Annotated in this window: 18 protein-coding genes; 9 read left to right on the forward strand and 9 right to left on the reverse strand. The window is 34.1% G+C overall.

The window, feature by feature from the left end:
- Window positions 1–89: 89 nt before the first annotated feature.
- From AA088_RS08780 to AA088_RS08810, 8 genes are all read left to right on the forward strand, one after another.
- Window positions 90–2,771, forward strand: a complete 2,682-nt coding sequence (locus tag AA088_RS08780) for a putative LPS assembly protein LptD (RefSeq protein WP_394332088.1) — start codon at window positions 90–92, stop codon at window positions 2,769–2,771.
- A 45-nt stretch (window positions 2,772–2,816) separates the two neighbouring features.
- On the forward strand, window positions 2,817–3,212 hold the full coding sequence (locus tag AA088_RS08785; RefSeq protein ID WP_046744626.1) for a RidA family protein: 396 nt from the start codon (window positions 2,817–2,819) through the stop codon (window positions 3,210–3,212).
- 229 nt (window positions 3,213–3,441) lie between these two features.
- On the forward strand, window positions 3,442–3,630 hold the full coding sequence (locus AA088_RS18290; RefSeq protein ID WP_157547123.1) for a hypothetical protein: 189 nt from the start codon (window positions 3,442–3,444) through the stop codon (window positions 3,628–3,630).
- Between the two features lie 176 nt (window positions 3,631–3,806).
- Window positions 3,807–4,862, forward strand: a complete 1,056-nt coding sequence (locus AA088_RS08790; RefSeq protein ID WP_052752835.1) for an endonuclease/exonuclease/phosphatase family protein — start codon at window positions 3,807–3,809, stop codon at window positions 4,860–4,862.
- Window positions 4,863–4,962: 100 nt separating this feature from the next.
- Entirely contained in the window at window positions 4,963–7,335 is a 2,373-nt protein-coding gene (locus AA088_RS08795) for a penicillin acylase family protein (protein WP_046744627.1), read from the forward strand.
- 110 nt (window positions 7,336–7,445) lie between these two features.
- Complete coding sequence (locus AA088_RS08800) at window positions 7,446–7,907, forward strand: DUF4252 domain-containing protein (protein WP_046744628.1); 462 nt, start codon at window positions 7,446–7,448, stop codon at window positions 7,905–7,907.
- Complete coding sequence (locus AA088_RS08805) at window positions 7,877–9,256, forward strand: aldehyde dehydrogenase (RefSeq protein ID WP_046744629.1); 1,380 nt, start codon at window positions 7,877–7,879, stop codon at window positions 9,254–9,256. The genes AA088_RS08800 and AA088_RS08805 overlap by 31 nt, the downstream gene beginning before the upstream one ends.
- Before the next feature lie 15 nt (window positions 9,257–9,271).
- Window positions 9,272–10,006 (forward strand): nitroreductase family protein, encoded by a 735-nt coding sequence (locus AA088_RS08810; RefSeq protein WP_046744630.1) that lies wholly within the window; start codon window positions 9,272–9,274, stop codon window positions 10,004–10,006.
- 22 nt (window positions 10,007–10,028) lie between these two features.
- On the opposite strand, the gene AA088_RS08815 is transcribed toward AA088_RS08810, so the two are convergent.
- The 5 genes from AA088_RS08815 to AA088_RS08830 are packed head-to-tail and all read right to left on the reverse strand — an operon-like array spanning window position 10,029 to window position 12,717.
- On the reverse strand, window positions 10,029–10,685 hold the full coding sequence (locus AA088_RS08815) for a response regulator (RefSeq protein ID WP_046744631.1): 657 nt from the start codon (window positions 10,683–10,685) through the stop codon (window positions 10,029–10,031).
- Between the two features lie 5 nt (window positions 10,686–10,690).
- Window positions 10,691–11,464, reverse strand: coding sequence for a sensor histidine kinase (locus tag AA088_RS08820; protein ID WP_046744632.1), 774 nt, complete (start codon window positions 11,462–11,464; stop codon window positions 10,691–10,693).
- 23 nt (window positions 11,465–11,487) lie between these two features.
- Complete coding sequence (locus AA088_RS18295; RefSeq protein ID WP_157547124.1) at window positions 11,488–11,637, reverse strand: hypothetical protein; 150 nt, start codon at window positions 11,635–11,637, stop codon at window positions 11,488–11,490.
- Between the two features lie 3 nt (window positions 11,638–11,640).
- The gene (locus AA088_RS08825) at window positions 11,641–12,318 is read right to left on the reverse strand and encodes a hypothetical protein (RefSeq protein WP_046744633.1); all 678 of its coding nucleotides are present in this window, start codon (window positions 12,316–12,318) and stop codon (window positions 11,641–11,643) included.
- A gap of 6 nt (window positions 12,319–12,324) precedes the next feature.
- Entirely contained in the window at window positions 12,325–12,717 is a 393-nt protein-coding gene (locus AA088_RS08830; protein WP_052752836.1) for a hypothetical protein, read from the reverse strand.
- A 254-nt stretch (window positions 12,718–12,971) separates the two neighbouring features.
- Between AA088_RS08830 and AA088_RS08835 the strand changes: the two genes are divergently transcribed.
- On the forward strand, window positions 12,972–13,229 hold the full coding sequence (locus AA088_RS08835; RefSeq protein WP_046744634.1) for a hypothetical protein: 258 nt from the start codon (window positions 12,972–12,974) through the stop codon (window positions 13,227–13,229).
- Here AA088_RS08835 and AA088_RS08840 read toward each other — a convergent pair.
- The 4 genes from AA088_RS08840 to AA088_RS08860 are packed head-to-tail and all read right to left on the reverse strand — an operon-like array spanning window position 13,207 to window position 17,868.
- Complete coding sequence (locus tag AA088_RS08840) at window positions 13,207–14,055, reverse strand: 5-oxoprolinase subunit C family protein (protein ID WP_046744635.1); 849 nt, start codon at window positions 14,053–14,055, stop codon at window positions 13,207–13,209. The two genes, AA088_RS08835 and AA088_RS08840, sit on opposite strands and share 23 nt — an antisense overlap.
- A complete protein-coding gene (gene pxpB, locus AA088_RS18800) occupies window positions 14,052–15,503 on the reverse strand; it encodes a 5-oxoprolinase subunit PxpB (protein ID WP_316931679.1) in 1,452 nt (483 codons plus the stop codon). The genes AA088_RS08840 and pxpB overlap by 4 nt, the downstream gene beginning before the upstream one ends.
- Before the next feature lie 42 nt (window positions 15,504–15,545).
- On the reverse strand, window positions 15,546–16,736 hold the full coding sequence (locus tag AA088_RS08855; protein ID WP_046744636.1) for an Nramp family divalent metal transporter: 1,191 nt from the start codon (window positions 16,734–16,736) through the stop codon (window positions 15,546–15,548).
- Window positions 16,720–17,868 (reverse strand): DUF2891 domain-containing protein, encoded by a 1,149-nt coding sequence (locus AA088_RS08860; RefSeq protein WP_046744637.1) that lies wholly within the window; start codon window positions 17,866–17,868, stop codon window positions 16,720–16,722. Before AA088_RS08860 ends, AA088_RS08855 begins: the two co-directional genes overlap by 17 nt.
- Between the last annotated feature and the right edge of the window lie 107 nt (window positions 17,869–17,975).

Below are 17,975 nucleotides of genomic sequence, written 5' to 3' on the forward strand. Positions count from 1 at the left end.
AAAGAAATCTTTCTTTTGTGGTAGATTAAAGAATATCGGATAGACCATTGCAAACAAATAAATTGTATATAAGTATTCAGCTTTTGCTCATACTCGTGAGTTCTTTCGCATTTTCACAAGAACTTCCCGAAAGGAAAAAGCTACCTTTTAAGCCTGAAAACGGGCAAAAATTGGATACACTGAAGGTCCAACTTAGAGATTCTATCAAGATTGGAACTCGGAAAGTTACTGATTCTATTAAAAATGATTCCATCCGCAAGGATTCTATTCCTGAAAAACCGCCAGTTCTTCTTGATCAAGTAAAATACAAATCAAAGGATTATGTAAAAATCAGCCAACGTACCAAGAAGATTTATTTGTATAATGAGGCCGAATTGTATTATCAAGATACAGAATTAAAGTCTGGAATTATCATTTTAGATTATGAAAAAAATGAAGTGTATGCTGGACGATTAAAGGACTCTGCAGGTGTGTACTCACAGGCTCCTTATTTTAAACAAGGAACTAATATTGTTGAGCCAGATTCCATTCGATTTAATTTTGATACAGAAAAAGCGTTGATTTGGAATTCCAGAACCGAGCAAAATGGTACTAAGATTGCCGGAGAGTTGACAAAAAAAGAAAACGATTCTGTCATCTTTATTAAAAATGCCAAGTTTACAACCTCCAAAGACATTGAAAACCCAGAATACTATTTTTTAGCTCGAAAAATTAAGTTAGTTCCTAATAAAAAGATTGTTTCTGGTGTTACCAATATGTATATCGCCGATGTGCCAACTCCTATTGGATTTCCATTTGCCTATTTCCCGCTAACAGACGACAGAGCGTCAGGATTTATTTTTCCAACTTTTGGGGAAAATAGTAGCCGTGGTTATTTTTTCCAAAATGGTGGATATTATTTTGCCATTAGTGATTACTTTGACCTCGCATTACTTGGTGATTATTACACAAATGGAAGTTATGCGCTTCGGGGAGAATCCAATTATGCTTTACGTTATCGCTTCCGTGGAAATTTAAGCGTACGCTTTGAAGCCGTAATTAATAGTCAACGTGGCTTTCCTGATTATAGCAAATCTAATATTTATAATATTCGTTGGTCACACAATCAAGATCCAAAAGCGAATCCAAATTCGCGATTTTCGGCTTCGGTAAACTTAGGGAGTAGTCAATATTATCAAGCATCTATCAACCAATTGAATACGCCGAATTTTTTGAATAACACATTAAATTCGTCCGTTTCCTATTCCAAAACATTTCCTTCGTATCCTTCTGTGAATGTATCGCTAACTGCTACACACTCACAAAACACCAATACAGAAAGTATCAATTTAACACTTCCTACACTACAAGCCAGCGTAGAACGTATTTATCCTTTTGCTAAGAGAGATGGTACTAAAAAAGGAATTATTGAAAATATCAACTTTCAATATAATTTACGTGGAGAGAATCGTATTAATACAACAGATTCATTGTTTTTTACCAAAGAAATGTTTGATGACGCCAAGATGGGAATTAGACAAAGTATTCCTATCAATACAAACTTTAAATTGTTTAATTATTTAAGTGTAAGTTTGGGTGGAAATTATGATGAAGTTTGGACATTCAAAACAACCAACCGTACAGATGCAGTGTTAGACCCGACTCCAGACGATCCTACACGACAAATTGCATCGGTAAAAGATACCATTAATGGGTTTGACTCGTTTAGACAATATAATTTTAGTGCAAGTATTGGTACAACACTTTACGGTACATTTACACGTGGAGAAGACAAAAAAATCCAGGCAATACGACATACATTACGACCTTCTATAAGTTATAGCTACAATCCGGCATTTGATCAATATTATGATGAATATATTATTGATGCAGAAAATAATACTAAGCGAGAATATACTCGTTTTGAAGATGGATTGTTTGGTGTACCAAGCAGGACGTATGCCAGCTCCATAGGAATCAATGTTGCCAATACGGTTGAAGCAAAAGTACGCTCAAAAGATTCTACACAAACGGAACCTAAAAAAGTTATGTTATTGAATAGCTTGAACTTTTCTACAAGCTATAATATCGCTGCCGATTCTCTTGCGTGGTCACCTGTACGAGTTACTGGAAGCACCCAACTTTTTAATAATAAACTGAGTGTTAACTTTGGCGCAAACCTAGATCCGTACGCAATTGACAATCAAGGGTTACGTATCAACAAATTTAATATTGACAACGGCGGAAGTTTATTCCGCTTAACAAGCGCCAATATCAATATGAACTATTCTTTTTCCAGTAAAAGTTTTGATGGAAAAGGCGGCGGAAATACAGACAATACTCGAAGCGGTGGTCGTGATGATGATTTATTTGGACAGGCACAAGATTTTAGCGATAATAGAACTTTTGACGACGACGATGATGACGAGGAAAAAGAAGATGTAAAAGCATATCGTGCTAAAATTCCGTGGGATTTGCGTGTAGCTTACTCCCTAACTTATGCAAATAACAACCGACAAAGCGAAATTTCGAATAATTCATTGATGTTTTCGGGGAATGTAGAATTAACACCTCAATGGAAGGTTGGTGTTTCGTCAGGATATGATTTTAAGAACAAAGGATTTACTTTTACTCAAATGCGTTTTGAGCGCGACTTGAAGAGTTGGCGAATCAATTTTAATTGGGTTCCTTTCAGCTCAAGAGCGTCTTGGTATTTCTTTATTGGAATTAAAGCTTCTATCTTACGTGATGTGAAATGGGAACAGCGAAGTGAGCCTGATAGACGATTATAGCCAATTGTATTTTTTTCGTTACATAACCAATAAATCAACCATAAAATGGCAAAAAAAATCATTCACACACCTAATGCTCCTGCTCCTATTGGTCCATACAACCAAGCAGTTTTAATTAATGGAACTTTATACACTTCAGGACAAATTGCTATAGATCCTAACACAGGTGATTTAGTACAAGATTCTATAGAAATAGAAACCAAACAAGTCATGGAAAATATGAAAGCAGTATTGGCTGCTGCAAATATGACATTTGACCATGTTGTGAAAACGTCTATTTTTATTAGTGATATGAATAACTTTAGCAAAATTAACGCAGTATATAGCGAATATTTTAATGATGATAATGCGCCTGCTCGTGAAACTGTTGAAGTAGCAAATCTTCCAAAATTTGTCAATGTAGAAATTTCTATGATTGCTATAGAAAATGCAGTATCATAAGTAGCAAAGCTACTTTTACCGATATAAAAACAGTCTCAAAAAATGTTCTCGCTCCTTACGTCTTATTTGACTAGCATATACATTTGTTAAGACTGTTTTTCTTTTTTTTATCTGTGTGATTGCAACAAAACCCTTTTGCGAAAAAACCTACACAAAGTACGGATAACACATAACTTACTGGTGATGAAGTTAACTACCTTTAAAAAGTATTAACCAAAAACCTTTAATCATGTTAAAAAACATTTCAAAATTAGGAAACGTGTTGTCAAAAGCTGAACAACAAAACATTAATGGCGGACGCCCTGTAAGAGGTTGTTACCAACAATCGGGAAATACTTGTTGCCAACCGTACAGTGGCGGTTTTACTTTTTGTGATGCAGGAAGATGTAACAGCAACGGTTACTGCTTCTGGTATTAATAAGTAAAAAGGACTTCCCTAAATCTTTATTGAAACTTAGTTTGTGTATAAAATGATATCTAAAACCATCAAAAAAAATAGATTGAATGTTTTATGACAAATTTCCAATATTCTTCATCAAAATACTTTCTTTGCGCTAAAGTTTGCATAACTTTATCCAAAAGCCAAGAATACTTTTGATTCTAACATTTGCCATATTAGCTTTTATTTTTTCTGTGGTCAGTTATTTTCCGGCTACACCTATTACACATTGGACCTTCAGAGTTTTTGATTATATCCGAATTCAAATACTGGTATTGCAGATTCTTTTAGTAATCGTAAGCTTTTTTTTGTTTGACAAATACCCTTCGATATTACTTGTCTCACAGATTTTTTTAACGGGAACCATCATCTATCAAGCAACCATTATTTTTCCGTACTTACCAACTTTTAACTTATTTAAAAACCCAAAAAATCCTTCCAATGTATTAACAGTGATTAGCGTAAATGTATTACAGAAAAATTCTCAGTACAATCGGTTAATCGAATTGATTAATGAAGTACAACCAGACATTTTGTTGACACTTGAAACCAATAAGGAATGGGAAAATGCATTGCAAGCCATTGAAAAACACTATTCGTACACTCATAAAATTCCACTAGAAAACAGATATGGGCTTCACTTTTACACTAAATTAGAAGTCAAAAAAAGTAAAGAACATTATTTTATTACGGACGACAGACCAGCTATAGAAGCACATTTGTTCGATTACGAAGGAAATGATTTTGTGTTTTTAGGAATCCATCCGCCTCCGCCAAGTCCAACAGAAAAGCCAACTTCCAAACAAAAAGATGCTGAATTCATGAAAGCAGCACAACTTATTCGAAAATTACATTCTCCTAGCTTGGTAACTGGCGACTTTAATAATGTTTGTTGGTCAAGAAGTGCCCGTATGTTTGCAAAAGTTTCTAATTTGCAAGATTCACGAATTGGAAAAGGTATTCACGGAACATTTCCTGTTCGCCCAAGTTTTATGCGCTTTCCGTTAGATCTTTTATTTTCTTCTAAAGAAATTCAAGTACATGAAATTAAAACACTTCGTGATGTGGGTTCTGATCATTTGCCTTTTTTTGCTAAATTTTCTGTTGTAAAATCCAATTATTCCAAACCGACATCATTAAACTCTGAGCTAAAAGAACACGCTAACGACATTATTGAAGAAGGAGAAAAAGCAGCCGAGGAAGAAGAGTAAAAACTTGATTCCTTTACACAGGAAAGAAACTCTCTTTTACGATAAAAAAAGAGGTATACAACTCTGAATAAATTTTTGTAGTTTTAGAAAAACCAATCACGTGAAAAAAGCGCTTAAAATTATAGGTATTCTCCTGCTTCTTATTTTTATTGCAGGGTTTTGGTTTTATAGAACCTTATTACCTACATACAATGGAACTCTTGATATTGATTACTTAAAAGACGACGTTACTGTACATTATGACACGTATGGAATTCCTCATATTTATGCTACTAACGAGGCTGACGCTTTTACAGCATTAGGATATGTACATGCCCAAGATCGTTTATGGCAAATGGAATTAATTCGCCGCATTGCCCCAGCAAGATTATCTGAAGTATTTGGAGAAACAACTATTGATACGGACAAGTTTTTTGCAACTCTTGGAATTGATGAAGCTTCAGAACAAACAATTAAGGAATTGGATCCAAATTCTGAAAGCTATCAATTGGCGCAAGCGTATATTAATGGCATTAATCAATTTGTGGCTACTGGCCCTACTCCTATTGAGTATCATTTGGTCGGTTTAAACAAAACTCCGTTTACAATTAAAGACATTCATAATATTTTTGGATATATGGCTTTTAGCTTTGCTATGGCTCATAAAACCGATCCCTTATTAACGAGCATTCAGGAAAAACTCGGCAAAGAGTATTTAGCAGATTTGGGAATGAAATCCGATCCACATACTACTCTTTTACATAATTATCCTAAAGACACTACTGCTATCAAAAACACTTTAGTTACTGCTGTAGATAAGGCATTGCGTCCACTTCCAATTCCTCAATTTATTGGCAGTAATAGTTGGGTGTTAGCTCCTCAAAAAACAGCTTCTGGAAAAGTGCTTTTTGCGAATGATCCACATATAGGTTTTTCACAACCATCAGTTTGGTATGAAGCACATATACATACTCCAACCTATGAAATATATGGATACCATTTGGCAGGAACACCTTTTCCTTTACTCGCTCACAATAGAAAAATTGCATATGGAATGACCATGTTCCAAAACGACGATTTAGATTTCTACTGGGAACAAGACAATCCGTCCAATTCACAACAATATAAAACTGCGTCTGGATATAAGCCGTATGAGATTGTAACAAAAACAATCAACGTTAAAGGCGCTGATGATATTACTGTAAAAATCAAAAAAACACATCACGGTCCTATCATGAATGGAATTGCAGATGGTATTGACTTTGAGCAACCTGTCGCAATGTCGTGGGTTTATACCCAGCATAAAAATCAACTACTTGAAGCGTGTTACCTCATGTCGCATGCAGAAAATCAGACAATGTTTGAGAAAAGTTTGCCCAAAATACATGCTCCAGGACTTAATTTAATGTATGGAGATGCTAACGATAAAATTGGTTGGTACGCTGTTGGAAAATTATTTGAACGTCCTTCACATGTCAATTCCAAATTAATTTTGAATGGTGTTTCTGGGAAAGATGAACCTATACGATTTTTAGACGCTTCAGAAAATCCTCATGCCACCAATCCGCCATGGCATTATGTGTATTCTGCGAATAATCAGCCCGATTCTATTAACGGCAGTTTGTACCCAGGATATTATTTACCTGAAAATAGAGCAAAGCGAATTGTGAATCTAATTGAATCAAAAGAACAATGGACTAAAGAAGACATGATGCAAATGATTCTAGATGTTACTTCTCATGAAGACGCAGATGCTATTTCGGAAGTTTTTAGCCTGATTGGGAAATTTAATTTTTCACCTAAAGAGCAAGAGGCGATACACATTTTACAAAGTTGGAATGGTGAAAACCGTTTATCTGACGTTGCTCCTACTATTTACCATCGTTTTATTCATCATTATTTAAAAAATACTTTTTCCGATGAATTAGAACCCGAAACCTTTGAAATGCTTACTAAGACACACGTATTAAAGCGTTTTACAATTCCTTTGTTGCAAAAAGAATCTGTATGGTATGACGATAAGCGTACACCAACCTATGAAACTCGAAAAGACATTTTGTTAAAGTCATTTAAAGAAGCTGTAGCTAGTTTGCAAAAACAATTTGGAGATAACTTAAATTTGTGGACATGGAACAATGTTCATATTGTTGAACATCCACATGCTATGGGTAAAAAAGAACTGTTACGTCCCTACTTTAATGTAGGACCTTATGAAATAGCGGGTTCTCGAGAGGTAATTAATAATTTAGGGTTTCATTATAACGAAAATACGAGTACTTATGAAGTATATTTTGGTCCTTCAACCCGTAGAGTTATTGACTTCTCAGATATAGAAAATTGTATGAGTATACTTCCTACTGGACAATCTGGAAATCCTTTTAGTGAACACTATCAAGATCAGGCCGCTATGTATGTAAAAGGGGAATTTAGAAAAATGATGATGAATACGGAAGAAATAAAACGTACCGCAAAAAACACCTTGATTCTTAAATAAAAGCTTTATTTTTTTATAATTTCACTTCTGAAACTTACATATACAAGATGAAGAAAATTACGTTGATACTGAGCTTTTTGCTTATCACATCATGTAAAAGTTACTACACAATGAACAGCTTTTACAATGCACACAAACACGATTCAAATGTAACAGCTATTGAAATACCTCGTTTTATGTTGGGACTTTTGAAAGGGCTTTCTCCAGAAATGAACACCGCACTAAACACTGTATCTAGTTTGCGTTATATTCAGTTGAACCCAGAAAATGCAATAGATCAGTCAAAAATTCAAAATGAGATTAATTTGTTAACAAATGAACGCTTTACTGATATTTACAGACGTAATGTTGGCGTTAACAATACTTTAATCTCTGTTCGGGAACAGCAAAATACAATTCGAGAAATCATCGTTCATTCCAGCACTACTCAAAAACATACAGTTTTGTACTTACAAGGACGTTTTAACCCTCGTCAAATTCGTGATTTTGCCGAACAAGGAAAATTTGATACTTTAATACAATCGATCACACAACAAAACTCATGGAATACAACTACTCCGATATCCTATTAACACAGCGAAGTTTTTTTAAAACCCAAAAGACCTTTTCTTTAAGTTATCGAAAAACTGTTTTGAAAAAGCTTTTGAAAGAGGTAAAAAAACGCGAACAAGATATCATTGATGCGTTGTATGCTGATTTTAAAAAACCAGTCTTTGAATCTGTTAGTACAGAGACTGGTATTGTAATTTCTGAGTTGAAACGTGCCATTAAGAACGTAAAAAAATGGGGGAAACCTAAGCGCGTATTTCCATCAATGCTTAATTTTCCATCTAGTGATTATATTATTTCAGAACCGTATGGAACTGTATTAATCATTGCTCCGTGGAATTACCCATACCAATTGGCCTTAGCGCCTTTAGTTGGAGCAATAGCTGCTGGAAACACAGTCGTTTTAAAACCTTCAGAGTTAACACCAAATACATCCCAAATTGTTGAAGAAATTGTTTCTTTAGTATTTGATGAAAATCATGTAAAAGTTATGCAAGGTGGTGTTGAAGTTTCTCAAAATTTACTTGCACAACGATGGGACTATATCTTTTTTACAGGAAGTGTGCACGTTGGTAAAATTGTAGCAAAAGCGGCAGCTCCCAATTTGACTCCAGTCACTTTGGAACTAGGCGGAAAAAATCCTTGCATCGTTGATTTGCACTCAAATTATCAATTAGCTGCCAAACGAATTGTTTGGGGAAAATTTATCAATGCTGGTCAAACGTGCATTGCTCCAGATTATATTATAGTTCACGCACAAGCAAAGTTTGACTTTACCAAAGCTCTAATCTCCGAAATAGAAAGTGCCTACGGTAGTAATCCGCAAGAATCCCCTGATTATGCACGAATCATTAATGGTAAAAATTTTGACCGACTAGCACAAATGCTCGAAGATGAAGAAATTTTGCATGGAGGAACTGTTGACAAGAGTGATTTATTTATAGCACCTACACTTTTGGACGAACCTGCTCTTGAAAGCGAAGTAATGCAAGAAGAAATTTTTGGCCCTATTCTACCGATTCAGATATATAGTAGCTTAGATGATATCACACAAATGATAGAACGATATGAAAAACCGTTGGCCTTATATGTTTTTTCAAACGATCGAAAATTTGCAAATCGTATGATTCAACGTTATTCATTTGGCGGCGGAGCAATTAATGATACGGTTACTCACTTTATAAATCATCGTATGCCTTTTGGTGGTGTAGGACATAGTGGAATTGGAGCCTATCACGGAAAACATTCATTCGATACATTTTCACACCAAAAATCTATAACCAATAAAAAAACATGGTTAGACATTCCTATTCGATATGCACCATACAAGGGAAAACTCAAGTGGTTGAAAATTTTCCTAAAATGGTTTTAGCCTAAATAACAATCTATGAGCATAGAAAAATCCGTTACCGAAGCAATTCAATACAGACGCTCTGTTCGCGTTTTTGATGAGAACATTGCTATTGATACCGAGAAAGTGAAAGACTGTATTAAAAATGCAGTATTAGCGCCCACAAGCAGCAATTTACAACTTTGGGAGTTTTATCATGTTACTGACGACCAGACTTTAAAGCAACTAACCAAAGCTTGCTTGGGACAAAATGCTGCCAAAACTGCCAAACAATTGGTAGTCGTTGTTGCTAGAAAAGATTTATGGAGACAACGAGCCAAAGCCAATGTTTCATTTTTAAAAAGTGTGTACGGAGACAAACCTAAGAGTGAATATTCTCGTAGAGAAAAATTTGCTTTAAATTATTATCAAAAATTAATTCCTACTGTATATTTTGAACTGCTTGGTCTATATGGTTGGTTGCAATATGCTATTTTTAATATCATTGGACTCTTTCGTCCTGTGTACAGGCAAGTACGAAAAAGCGACCTTCGTATTGTTGCACATAAAAGTGCCGGTTTGGCAGCGCAAAATTTTATGATTAGTATGGCTGCCATTGGGTATGATACATGTCCTATGGAAGGAAGCGATACCTTACAAGTTAAAAAAATACTTAATTTACCCAGAGGAGCCGAAATTAATATGGTCATTGGCTGCGGAGTACGAAGTGAAAACGGAATCTACGGTCCGCAGTTTCGCGTTCCTTTTGAAACTACCTACCATAAAATTTAACAGCGAATTGTAGCATGTGAAGCTATTTACTATTGACCAAATTATTTCGAATAGCGTATAGAACTAATCCGATTCTGCTCTTAACTTTGAAATGTTTAAATAAGGCTTCTCTGTAACCATCAATAGTTTTAGGACTTAAACACATTTCTTGCGCAATTTCCTTATAAGTCATTTCAGTACAAGCCAATTTTAAAAAGGTAAGTTCTGTATCTTTTAGCTGTTTTCCACTATTTGAGTCTTTTTCATCATTTCCATGAAGCGAATTCAGTAAAGTGGTTGCAACACGCTCTGAATAGTAAATTCCATTAGAAATCACTTCATTCAGTGCCTTGTAAAAGCTTTCTGGATGAATATCTTTTAACAAATACCCTTTAGCTCCTAAACGTAGCATTTTTATAATTGTTTCTTCATGATCATCCATAGATAATGCCAACACTTGAATGCTTGGACGATTTTCTTTAATCCATTCCATTGTTTCAAAGCCATTCATTACAGGCATATTGATATCTAACAGAATTATATCAGGGACATTTTCAGATTCTAATAATTTTTTTATCAGTTCACTTCCATTCTTTACATGGTACAAAACCTCAAACTCATCAAATGCATTGACCAACCCTTGCAACGATTGTGCAAAAAGTAAATGATCATCTACAATTACAACGGAATGCTTTTTCATTATGATTATTTATAGGGATAGGATAAAGTTAAGGAAACTCCTTTATTTTTTGCAGATTTCATACTAAATTCTGCATTTATGATTGCTGCACGGCTTTTCATATTGATTAATCCTGAACCTTTTTCTATGGTTTCTTCATCAAACCCAACTCCATCATCTTCTGCTGTTACCAATAAACGATTTTCTTCATAATGAAGTGTTACTGATAAATTTTTGGCTTTGGAATGTTTGATAGCATTAGAGAAAAACTCTTGTAAAATTCGAAATAAGATAATTTCTTCTTTAATATCTAATTCTTGCTCCTCTCCTAACACTTGTAAACTAGCTGCTAAAAAGTTGAGTTTATTAAAACGCTCCAACTCTACTTCAATTGATTTGACCAATCCCATGTTTTGAATAATCTCGGTGTTCATGGTTTTAGAAAGTAGGCGAATTTCTTGCAGACTTTTACCAACAATTTCACTTATATCTCCTAGTTTCTCTTTATTTTCTGCTGGCAATTGTGTCCCCAAAATATTAATATGCATACGGGCTACCGATAACAACTGTCCAATATTATCGTGCAATTCCCAACTCATATTTTGCAACGCTTGTTCTTGTATTTCTATTTGTGATTTAGCAATCTCTTCCATGTAACGTTTCTCTGCTTCCTTTTTTTCAAGGATAAATTTTAGCTTTCGCTTTTGAAAGAAAACGAACAAAATAATGACGGTTACTAACAAAATAAGCAACACCATTGATGTTGCTGCTACTAACATTTGTATTTCTTGATCGTTCATATTTTTTCTTCAAATAATGAGTATTAAGGAAACGTTTTCAATTGAGATTCTAATTGAATGTATTTTTTCTTCTTTTTGTGCAAAAACACGAAAGTAATCACTACTAATATTCCTACAACAAAAATCGTTGAAGCGCAAATAAATGCTAATGTACGTACCTCTGTTGCAGTCATTTGTTATATTTTTTGACCTTTTATTTTGTAACTCTTATAAATACCAATGGTAAAACAAACATACATGATGGCATTTAGCATAAATGTTACCAAACTAAATATACGCTGATCTCCTTTCAAAAAAACTTGAAAGGCAAACATAAAGGGCATAAAGGTGCCGTAAAAAAGTAATACTCCTAAAATGAACCAGAATTTGATAGAATCAGTAACATTAAAAATAGTTTCTTTATTAAAAGATTCTATGAAATAAAAACTAATAGTAATTAATAAGAAGATTACGCCTATAGCGTATGTATTAGTTTGTAAACCAGTCATAAAAACTTGAATATACGCTAGGTTAAAAGCCGCAAAAACAAGATACAATATGATAAAAGCACTAACAATTCGCTTTCTATTCTTTGAATTTAAAATTAATCGAATCCACCATAAGTAAAATGTTATTTGGACTATGATAAAAATATTAGCTATTGGATAGTTCGTTTTTCCAAAAATATTAGAATATAGAGTTCCAAAAGATTCAAAATACAAGCTTGTAAATTCTGTTACAACAGAAATAATAATGCTATAAATAAAATATTTGGCATTAGTTGTAGCATAATTTTTATAAGCTATAATAGCAAAAATTAAGGTAGCTAACGCCAAATATCCTGTAAAAGTTCTTAGTTCTTCTAATGCTATCATTATGTTCTATTCTCCATAGTCATTCTGTGGCGGATTGCCTGTACTGCCAAAATTCATTGCACTAATAGAAGTTACATCTTTACTGCAATTTTCGACAGATGGGCTTGTAGGGCACAAAAACATAGTATTTTGTCCTGCTTTAGTTTTATCGTTCGTGTTTTCTGGATACACGCCAAAATAAAATCGAATTCCATCCACATTGATCTTTTTTTGTAATGCTTGTTGTTTTACATAGTTTATGTAACCTTCCAAGTCTTCTAATGAGTACCAGCTTGAACATGAAAAATTACTGTCATTTTCTGCTCCAAAACTATTTTGTTTTGCCTTGTAGCATTCGTTTAATTCCAGTGCTTGTTCACTACTGATAAGTTTTTCTTTAGGGGTTTTGTAGTCACTCATACTTACTAATATTATTAATTATGTCTACCAAGGTATTCATAAAGTATTAGATTTAAAAATTTGAGAAACCTACATAATCACCTTCTGTATTATTAAAAACTGAAAACCAGCATATTACAACCATTCACATCTTTAAATATCAGGACTTTTCCTTCTGTTAAGGGGAAAAATCCCCTTTTTTTAAGGCACTTTCCTCTTGTAAGCTATTTTTCAACATAGTACTTTCGTTCTTATTAATTATTAGCAACCTCCACATGACTTCCTTACATAAACATCATGATGCAGCACGTTTGATTATTCAATCGCACATCAATAAAGCACTTTCTGAAAAATTGGTACAGTGGAACGATGGATTAAATTATACAGAATTTATCCAAGCTCTGTGGCGTTTGTTTTTGAATAATGACCGTTTTAAGTTAGAAACACAGACTATTTTAGAACAACTCAGCCATGATGAGGCATTGCAATTACTTGCCGATGAAATTGATATTACAAAACTGAAAGCTTCGTAAATCGAACGGCATTTTTTGCGTGTTTTTGAGAAAGTACTGAAATACTTTTGTCGCTCAATTGTAAAATTCGCGGATAACCTCCCGTCGTTTGGCAATCTTTCATGAGAATAATTAGCTTTCCTGATGGGGTTAATTGAATGGTTCCAGGCAATACAGCAGAAGTTATAATTGATGGAATAGCATTCTCGATGGTTTCCTCTAGTTGATACGCCATACGATTGTTTAAGCCAATGGTAAACTCTGTATTGAATAGTTTTTGCTGTTGTTTTTTAGTTAACAATTCAAACTCTGGACCTTCATAAACTTCTATCGCTATTTCTTTAAAAATATCTGAACGAATAGCTACATGTGTTAATGTATGGATATGTTTGGTTTCTTCTAAATACGAGAGAGTATCTCCTTTTTCAATCACTCCTTTTTGAGTGATTCCTTCATAAAAACTTCTACTTTGTAAAACTTCTTCTGTTTGAAAACCTCCTTTAACAGCTATGTAAGCTCGAACTCCATACGTTGGTTTACCAAATTGTAAAACATCATTTTCTGTAACTGAAATAACAGAATTTAAACGAACCAAATGATTGTTGAGTAAAGGAGATAATCCTGCGCCTGTTATCGCAATTTGAGTGGGTTTATGAAAACGAAAACTTCCTCCTTGCAACGTCAGTTCTAGAACTGCTTTATTTTCATCATTTCCCAACAACCTATTTGCTAATTTGCCGTGAAATTCATCCATTACACCCGAGACAGGCACACCAATATTTCGAAAACTATATCTTCCCAAATCTTGAATGGAAGAATACAATCCTGGATGTATCACTTCCATCATATTTTTGTATAATTTAATTGGTAATTTCCTTTGAAAATGCGGGCAGCTATTTCATTATAATCTTCTATTGAAATAGCTTTAAATTGAATCAAATCACCTGCGCTAGCAAAGCATGGTTTTTGAGCCGTTACATCAAAAAAATTGATGGGCGAATTTCCCAAAATTTGCCAACCTCCAGGACTTGTTTTTGGATAGATTCCTGTTTGCATTCCTCCAATACCTACCGCTCCTTTTTTTACTTCCAATCTCGGTGTCGATTTTCGTTCAATATGGAGCCTTTTGTCAAGTCCGCCTAAGTACAAAAAACCAGGTAAAAAACCTATGGAAAAAACACGATAAATAGACGTTGTATGAATGGAAATGATTTCGGTAATAGATATCCCTTTTTTTTGAGCAATTTCTTCTAAATCAATTCCAAAATGAAGATCATAACATACCGGAATTTCCCAACAGGTACTTTTTGGAATTTTTATTTTCTTATATTTTATCGAAAATAGACGTTCCAACAAATGTTGGAGTGCTTTATAAGTAATTTTATTTTTATTATAAATAACTAATATCGAGTTGTTTGATTGAATTACATCAAGTATAACTTTAACATTAAAATATTTAATAATTTTATAGAATTCCAACACACAAAAGAGGATTTCATCTGTCATTTTTGCCTCCCATGTGAGTAATATCCCCTGATCTCCATAAGCTTTGTAAGATGGAAAACTAGTTGGTTGAATACTTTTTTTTTCGTTAAAACATGTATGTAATTTTTGAACTATTTCAACAGCTTTTAAGGTGTCAGAATGCACACAAAATGTATCACACTTTAAAGGTATTTTTTTACCCGAAATCGTTTGTACTTTTTGCTCATTTTTTAAGGTAAAAACATGCGATAAAACTTCCTCTTCTTTTGTGAGAACAGCATTGCTTTTTTGACGTGAAACTAATGTTGAATTATCCTCATAATTTCGATCAGCAAACGCTTCATATATTACTTTAAATTGTTGTTGAATTGCTTCTTTTTCTATTGTCGAATTGTAAGGAACATATAGTGTATATTTTTGTTTGTATTTTGAAATTGCTTGTAAAAAAAGTTGTGCTTTATTTTTGTTTTTGGCAATATCATTATACAAGGCTCCATGTGGTTTAATGTGAGTAATTTTTACTTTGTGAAACGCAGCAATTTTTTCCAAATTTGAAATCTGTTCTTGAATCGTTTGAATAAGTTTTTCTGGAGATATATCCATCGATAAGCGACCAAAATTTTCACGATCTGGATACGACGGATGCGCTCCAATTTCAACAGCATGCTTTTTTGCTAAGCGAACTACATAATCCATGATTTCTGCATTGCCTGCATGTCCTCCGCAAGCAATATTACAAGCATTGATATAAGGCATGAGTATTTCCTCATTCCCTACTCCTTCTCCGACATCACAATTGATATGAATCATTTTTCTAAATTCTATTCAAAAAACTTAAAGTATTGGAGCAATTTAAAATACACTAAAGATTCCTTTTACTCCCAAGATTACTGTTATAACAATGATACAGATTGCCAATATGTTTTGAAACAACGTATTTTTATGAACCCCTAAAATATTGGCTTTATTTACAATCCATACGAGAAATATTGCTACGATAGGCAATACCAAACCGTTTGCCACTTGCGCAAAGGTGATTACTTCTACTGGTTTGAATTGCATCGAAGAGAAGAGAACTCCTAATGCTAAAATTAACATCCAAACAAGTCTAAAACGCTTATCTTTTAAAGTGCCTTCCCAGCCAAAACAACTTTTTGCTACGTAAGCTGCTGCGAGTGGAGCTGTAATTGCAGACGTTATCCCAGCAGCAAATAAGCCAATTCCTAGTAGATAAGATGCATATTCTCCATATAATGGTTCTAACCCTTTGGCTAAGTCAAATGCATTGGTCACATCGTTACTTGTACTTGCGGCAGCCGTTATGATGATTGCCATAGATACGATTCCTCCCAAAATAATAGATATGAAGGTATCTTTCCGCACTGCCGACAAATCCATTGCTGATTTCCATTTTTCTTTAACTAAAGAAGCGTGTAGAAATAAGTTATAAGGAACTACCGTTGTTCCTATTAGCCCAATGATAATCAAGATTGTATTTTTAGGCATTGACGGAATAAGAGTTCCTTTTACTATTTCGCCAATAGCAGGTTTAGTCATCACTGCTGTGATTAAGAATGATAGACTCATGAGCAACACTAAAGCTACCAAACTTCGTTCTAATATTTTATAATTACCTATAAAAAGAATACTAAAAGCAATGCAACCAATCAAAATTGGATAAAAGATATGATTTGCTTCTCCAAAAACCTGCATGCCCAACGCTGCTCCACTAATGTTTCCAGCTTCATACGCTGCATTTCCTATTACAATTGCTCCTAAGATGAGAAAAATGGAGAGATTTCGTAATAACTGACTCGTAATTTCGCCTTTGATAACTTCTGCCAATCCTTTCTGAGTTATAATTCCTGTGCGAGCTGCCATTTCTTGTAAAACAAGTGTAGCTATGATAGACAGTAGCATTGCCCAAAGCAAACTATACCCAAATTGCACACCTGCTTTGGTACACACTGTGACTGTTCCTGGCCCTATAAATGCTGCTGCCACTAGTGTTCCTGGTCCGATGTGCTTAATCCACTTGAACATTTGCTGCAGTATTTAAAGCGTAAATTGCAAAAGAACCCAACCAATGCGTTCCTTCATAGTTATCATCTACGATACTAGGTAAAGAATAATTTATATGTTTGTTGGCAACATTCTTTAAGTGAGCATATGCAGGAAATTCATTAGCAATTCCATACAAACACCAGGCTCTACTAAAGTTAACTCCGTCTAAGTGTACTAATTTGCCATCGGTACGATCAGAGACCTTTCCTGTAGCTAGCTCAAAATGTGTATCTGCTAATTGTGGTAAAAAGTTATTCAACCAATTTTTAAATTCTGTTTTTGATAAGACTCTTCGCATAATGTCTGCTTCTTCCAAACACGGCGATAGAAAGTCAAAACCACTCGGTTCCCATGATATTGGGCAATTTTTATCGTTCATGTAAAAATCTTTGGCACGTGCTTTAATGAGATTTTCCAATGATTCATTTTTAACAGTTTGGGCATAATCATATGCAAACGTGAGTCCAAATGCTGTGTTTGTATGTTCTCCTACTCGTATCGGATAATTCAGCTTTGGAAGAAACTCCATATACCCTTGTACAATGACATCTGTTAATGGTTGTAGATTTTCTTCTAATTTACGAGCTAGAGGATTATCCCAAGTATGTAGCTCTTCGGCAAGCTTCAATAACCAAGCCCAACCATAAGTACGTTCAAAAGATTTGTTATATTTTCCTTTAAAATAGGCAATTTCAATTGCTATATGTTCTTGAGATATATTCTCTGTGAGTTTGTTTATGATTTCTTCTTTTTTATCCAGATTTGGAAATTGTTTCAATAAACTTACCAATGACCAATGTCCATGAACAGATGAATGCCAATCAAAACAACCATAAAACGCTGGATGCAGTTTTTTAGGTGATTGCAAATCACTATCACTTCCTATGGTTTGATTGAGTTTGTTAGGATATTCTTCTTGCATGCAATGCAGTGGCAATGCTGCTAATCGATTCGCTTCTTCTAATGATAATGTCGTAATCTCTGTTGAAATTGCTTCCTGCTGCTCCGTAACAACGTTTTTTTCATCTGTAGTAGATGATGATTCTTTGTTTTTATTAGGTTGACATTGAATAAATACAAAAATAATCAGCAGATATAGTGTCTTTTTCAAATATAGTTAGGTTTTGGTTGGAGGTTCAATATAGGAATTTCTTATGTAATTCTAACTAGTTTGACGCTCTTGAAATATTCATTTACCTCAACAAAAAAAGCGAGCTC

This window comes from Kordia zhangzhouensis (assembly GCF_001005305.1).
Classification (GTDB): domain Bacteria; phylum Bacteroidota; class Bacteroidia; order Flavobacteriales; family Flavobacteriaceae; genus Kordia; species Kordia zhangzhouensis.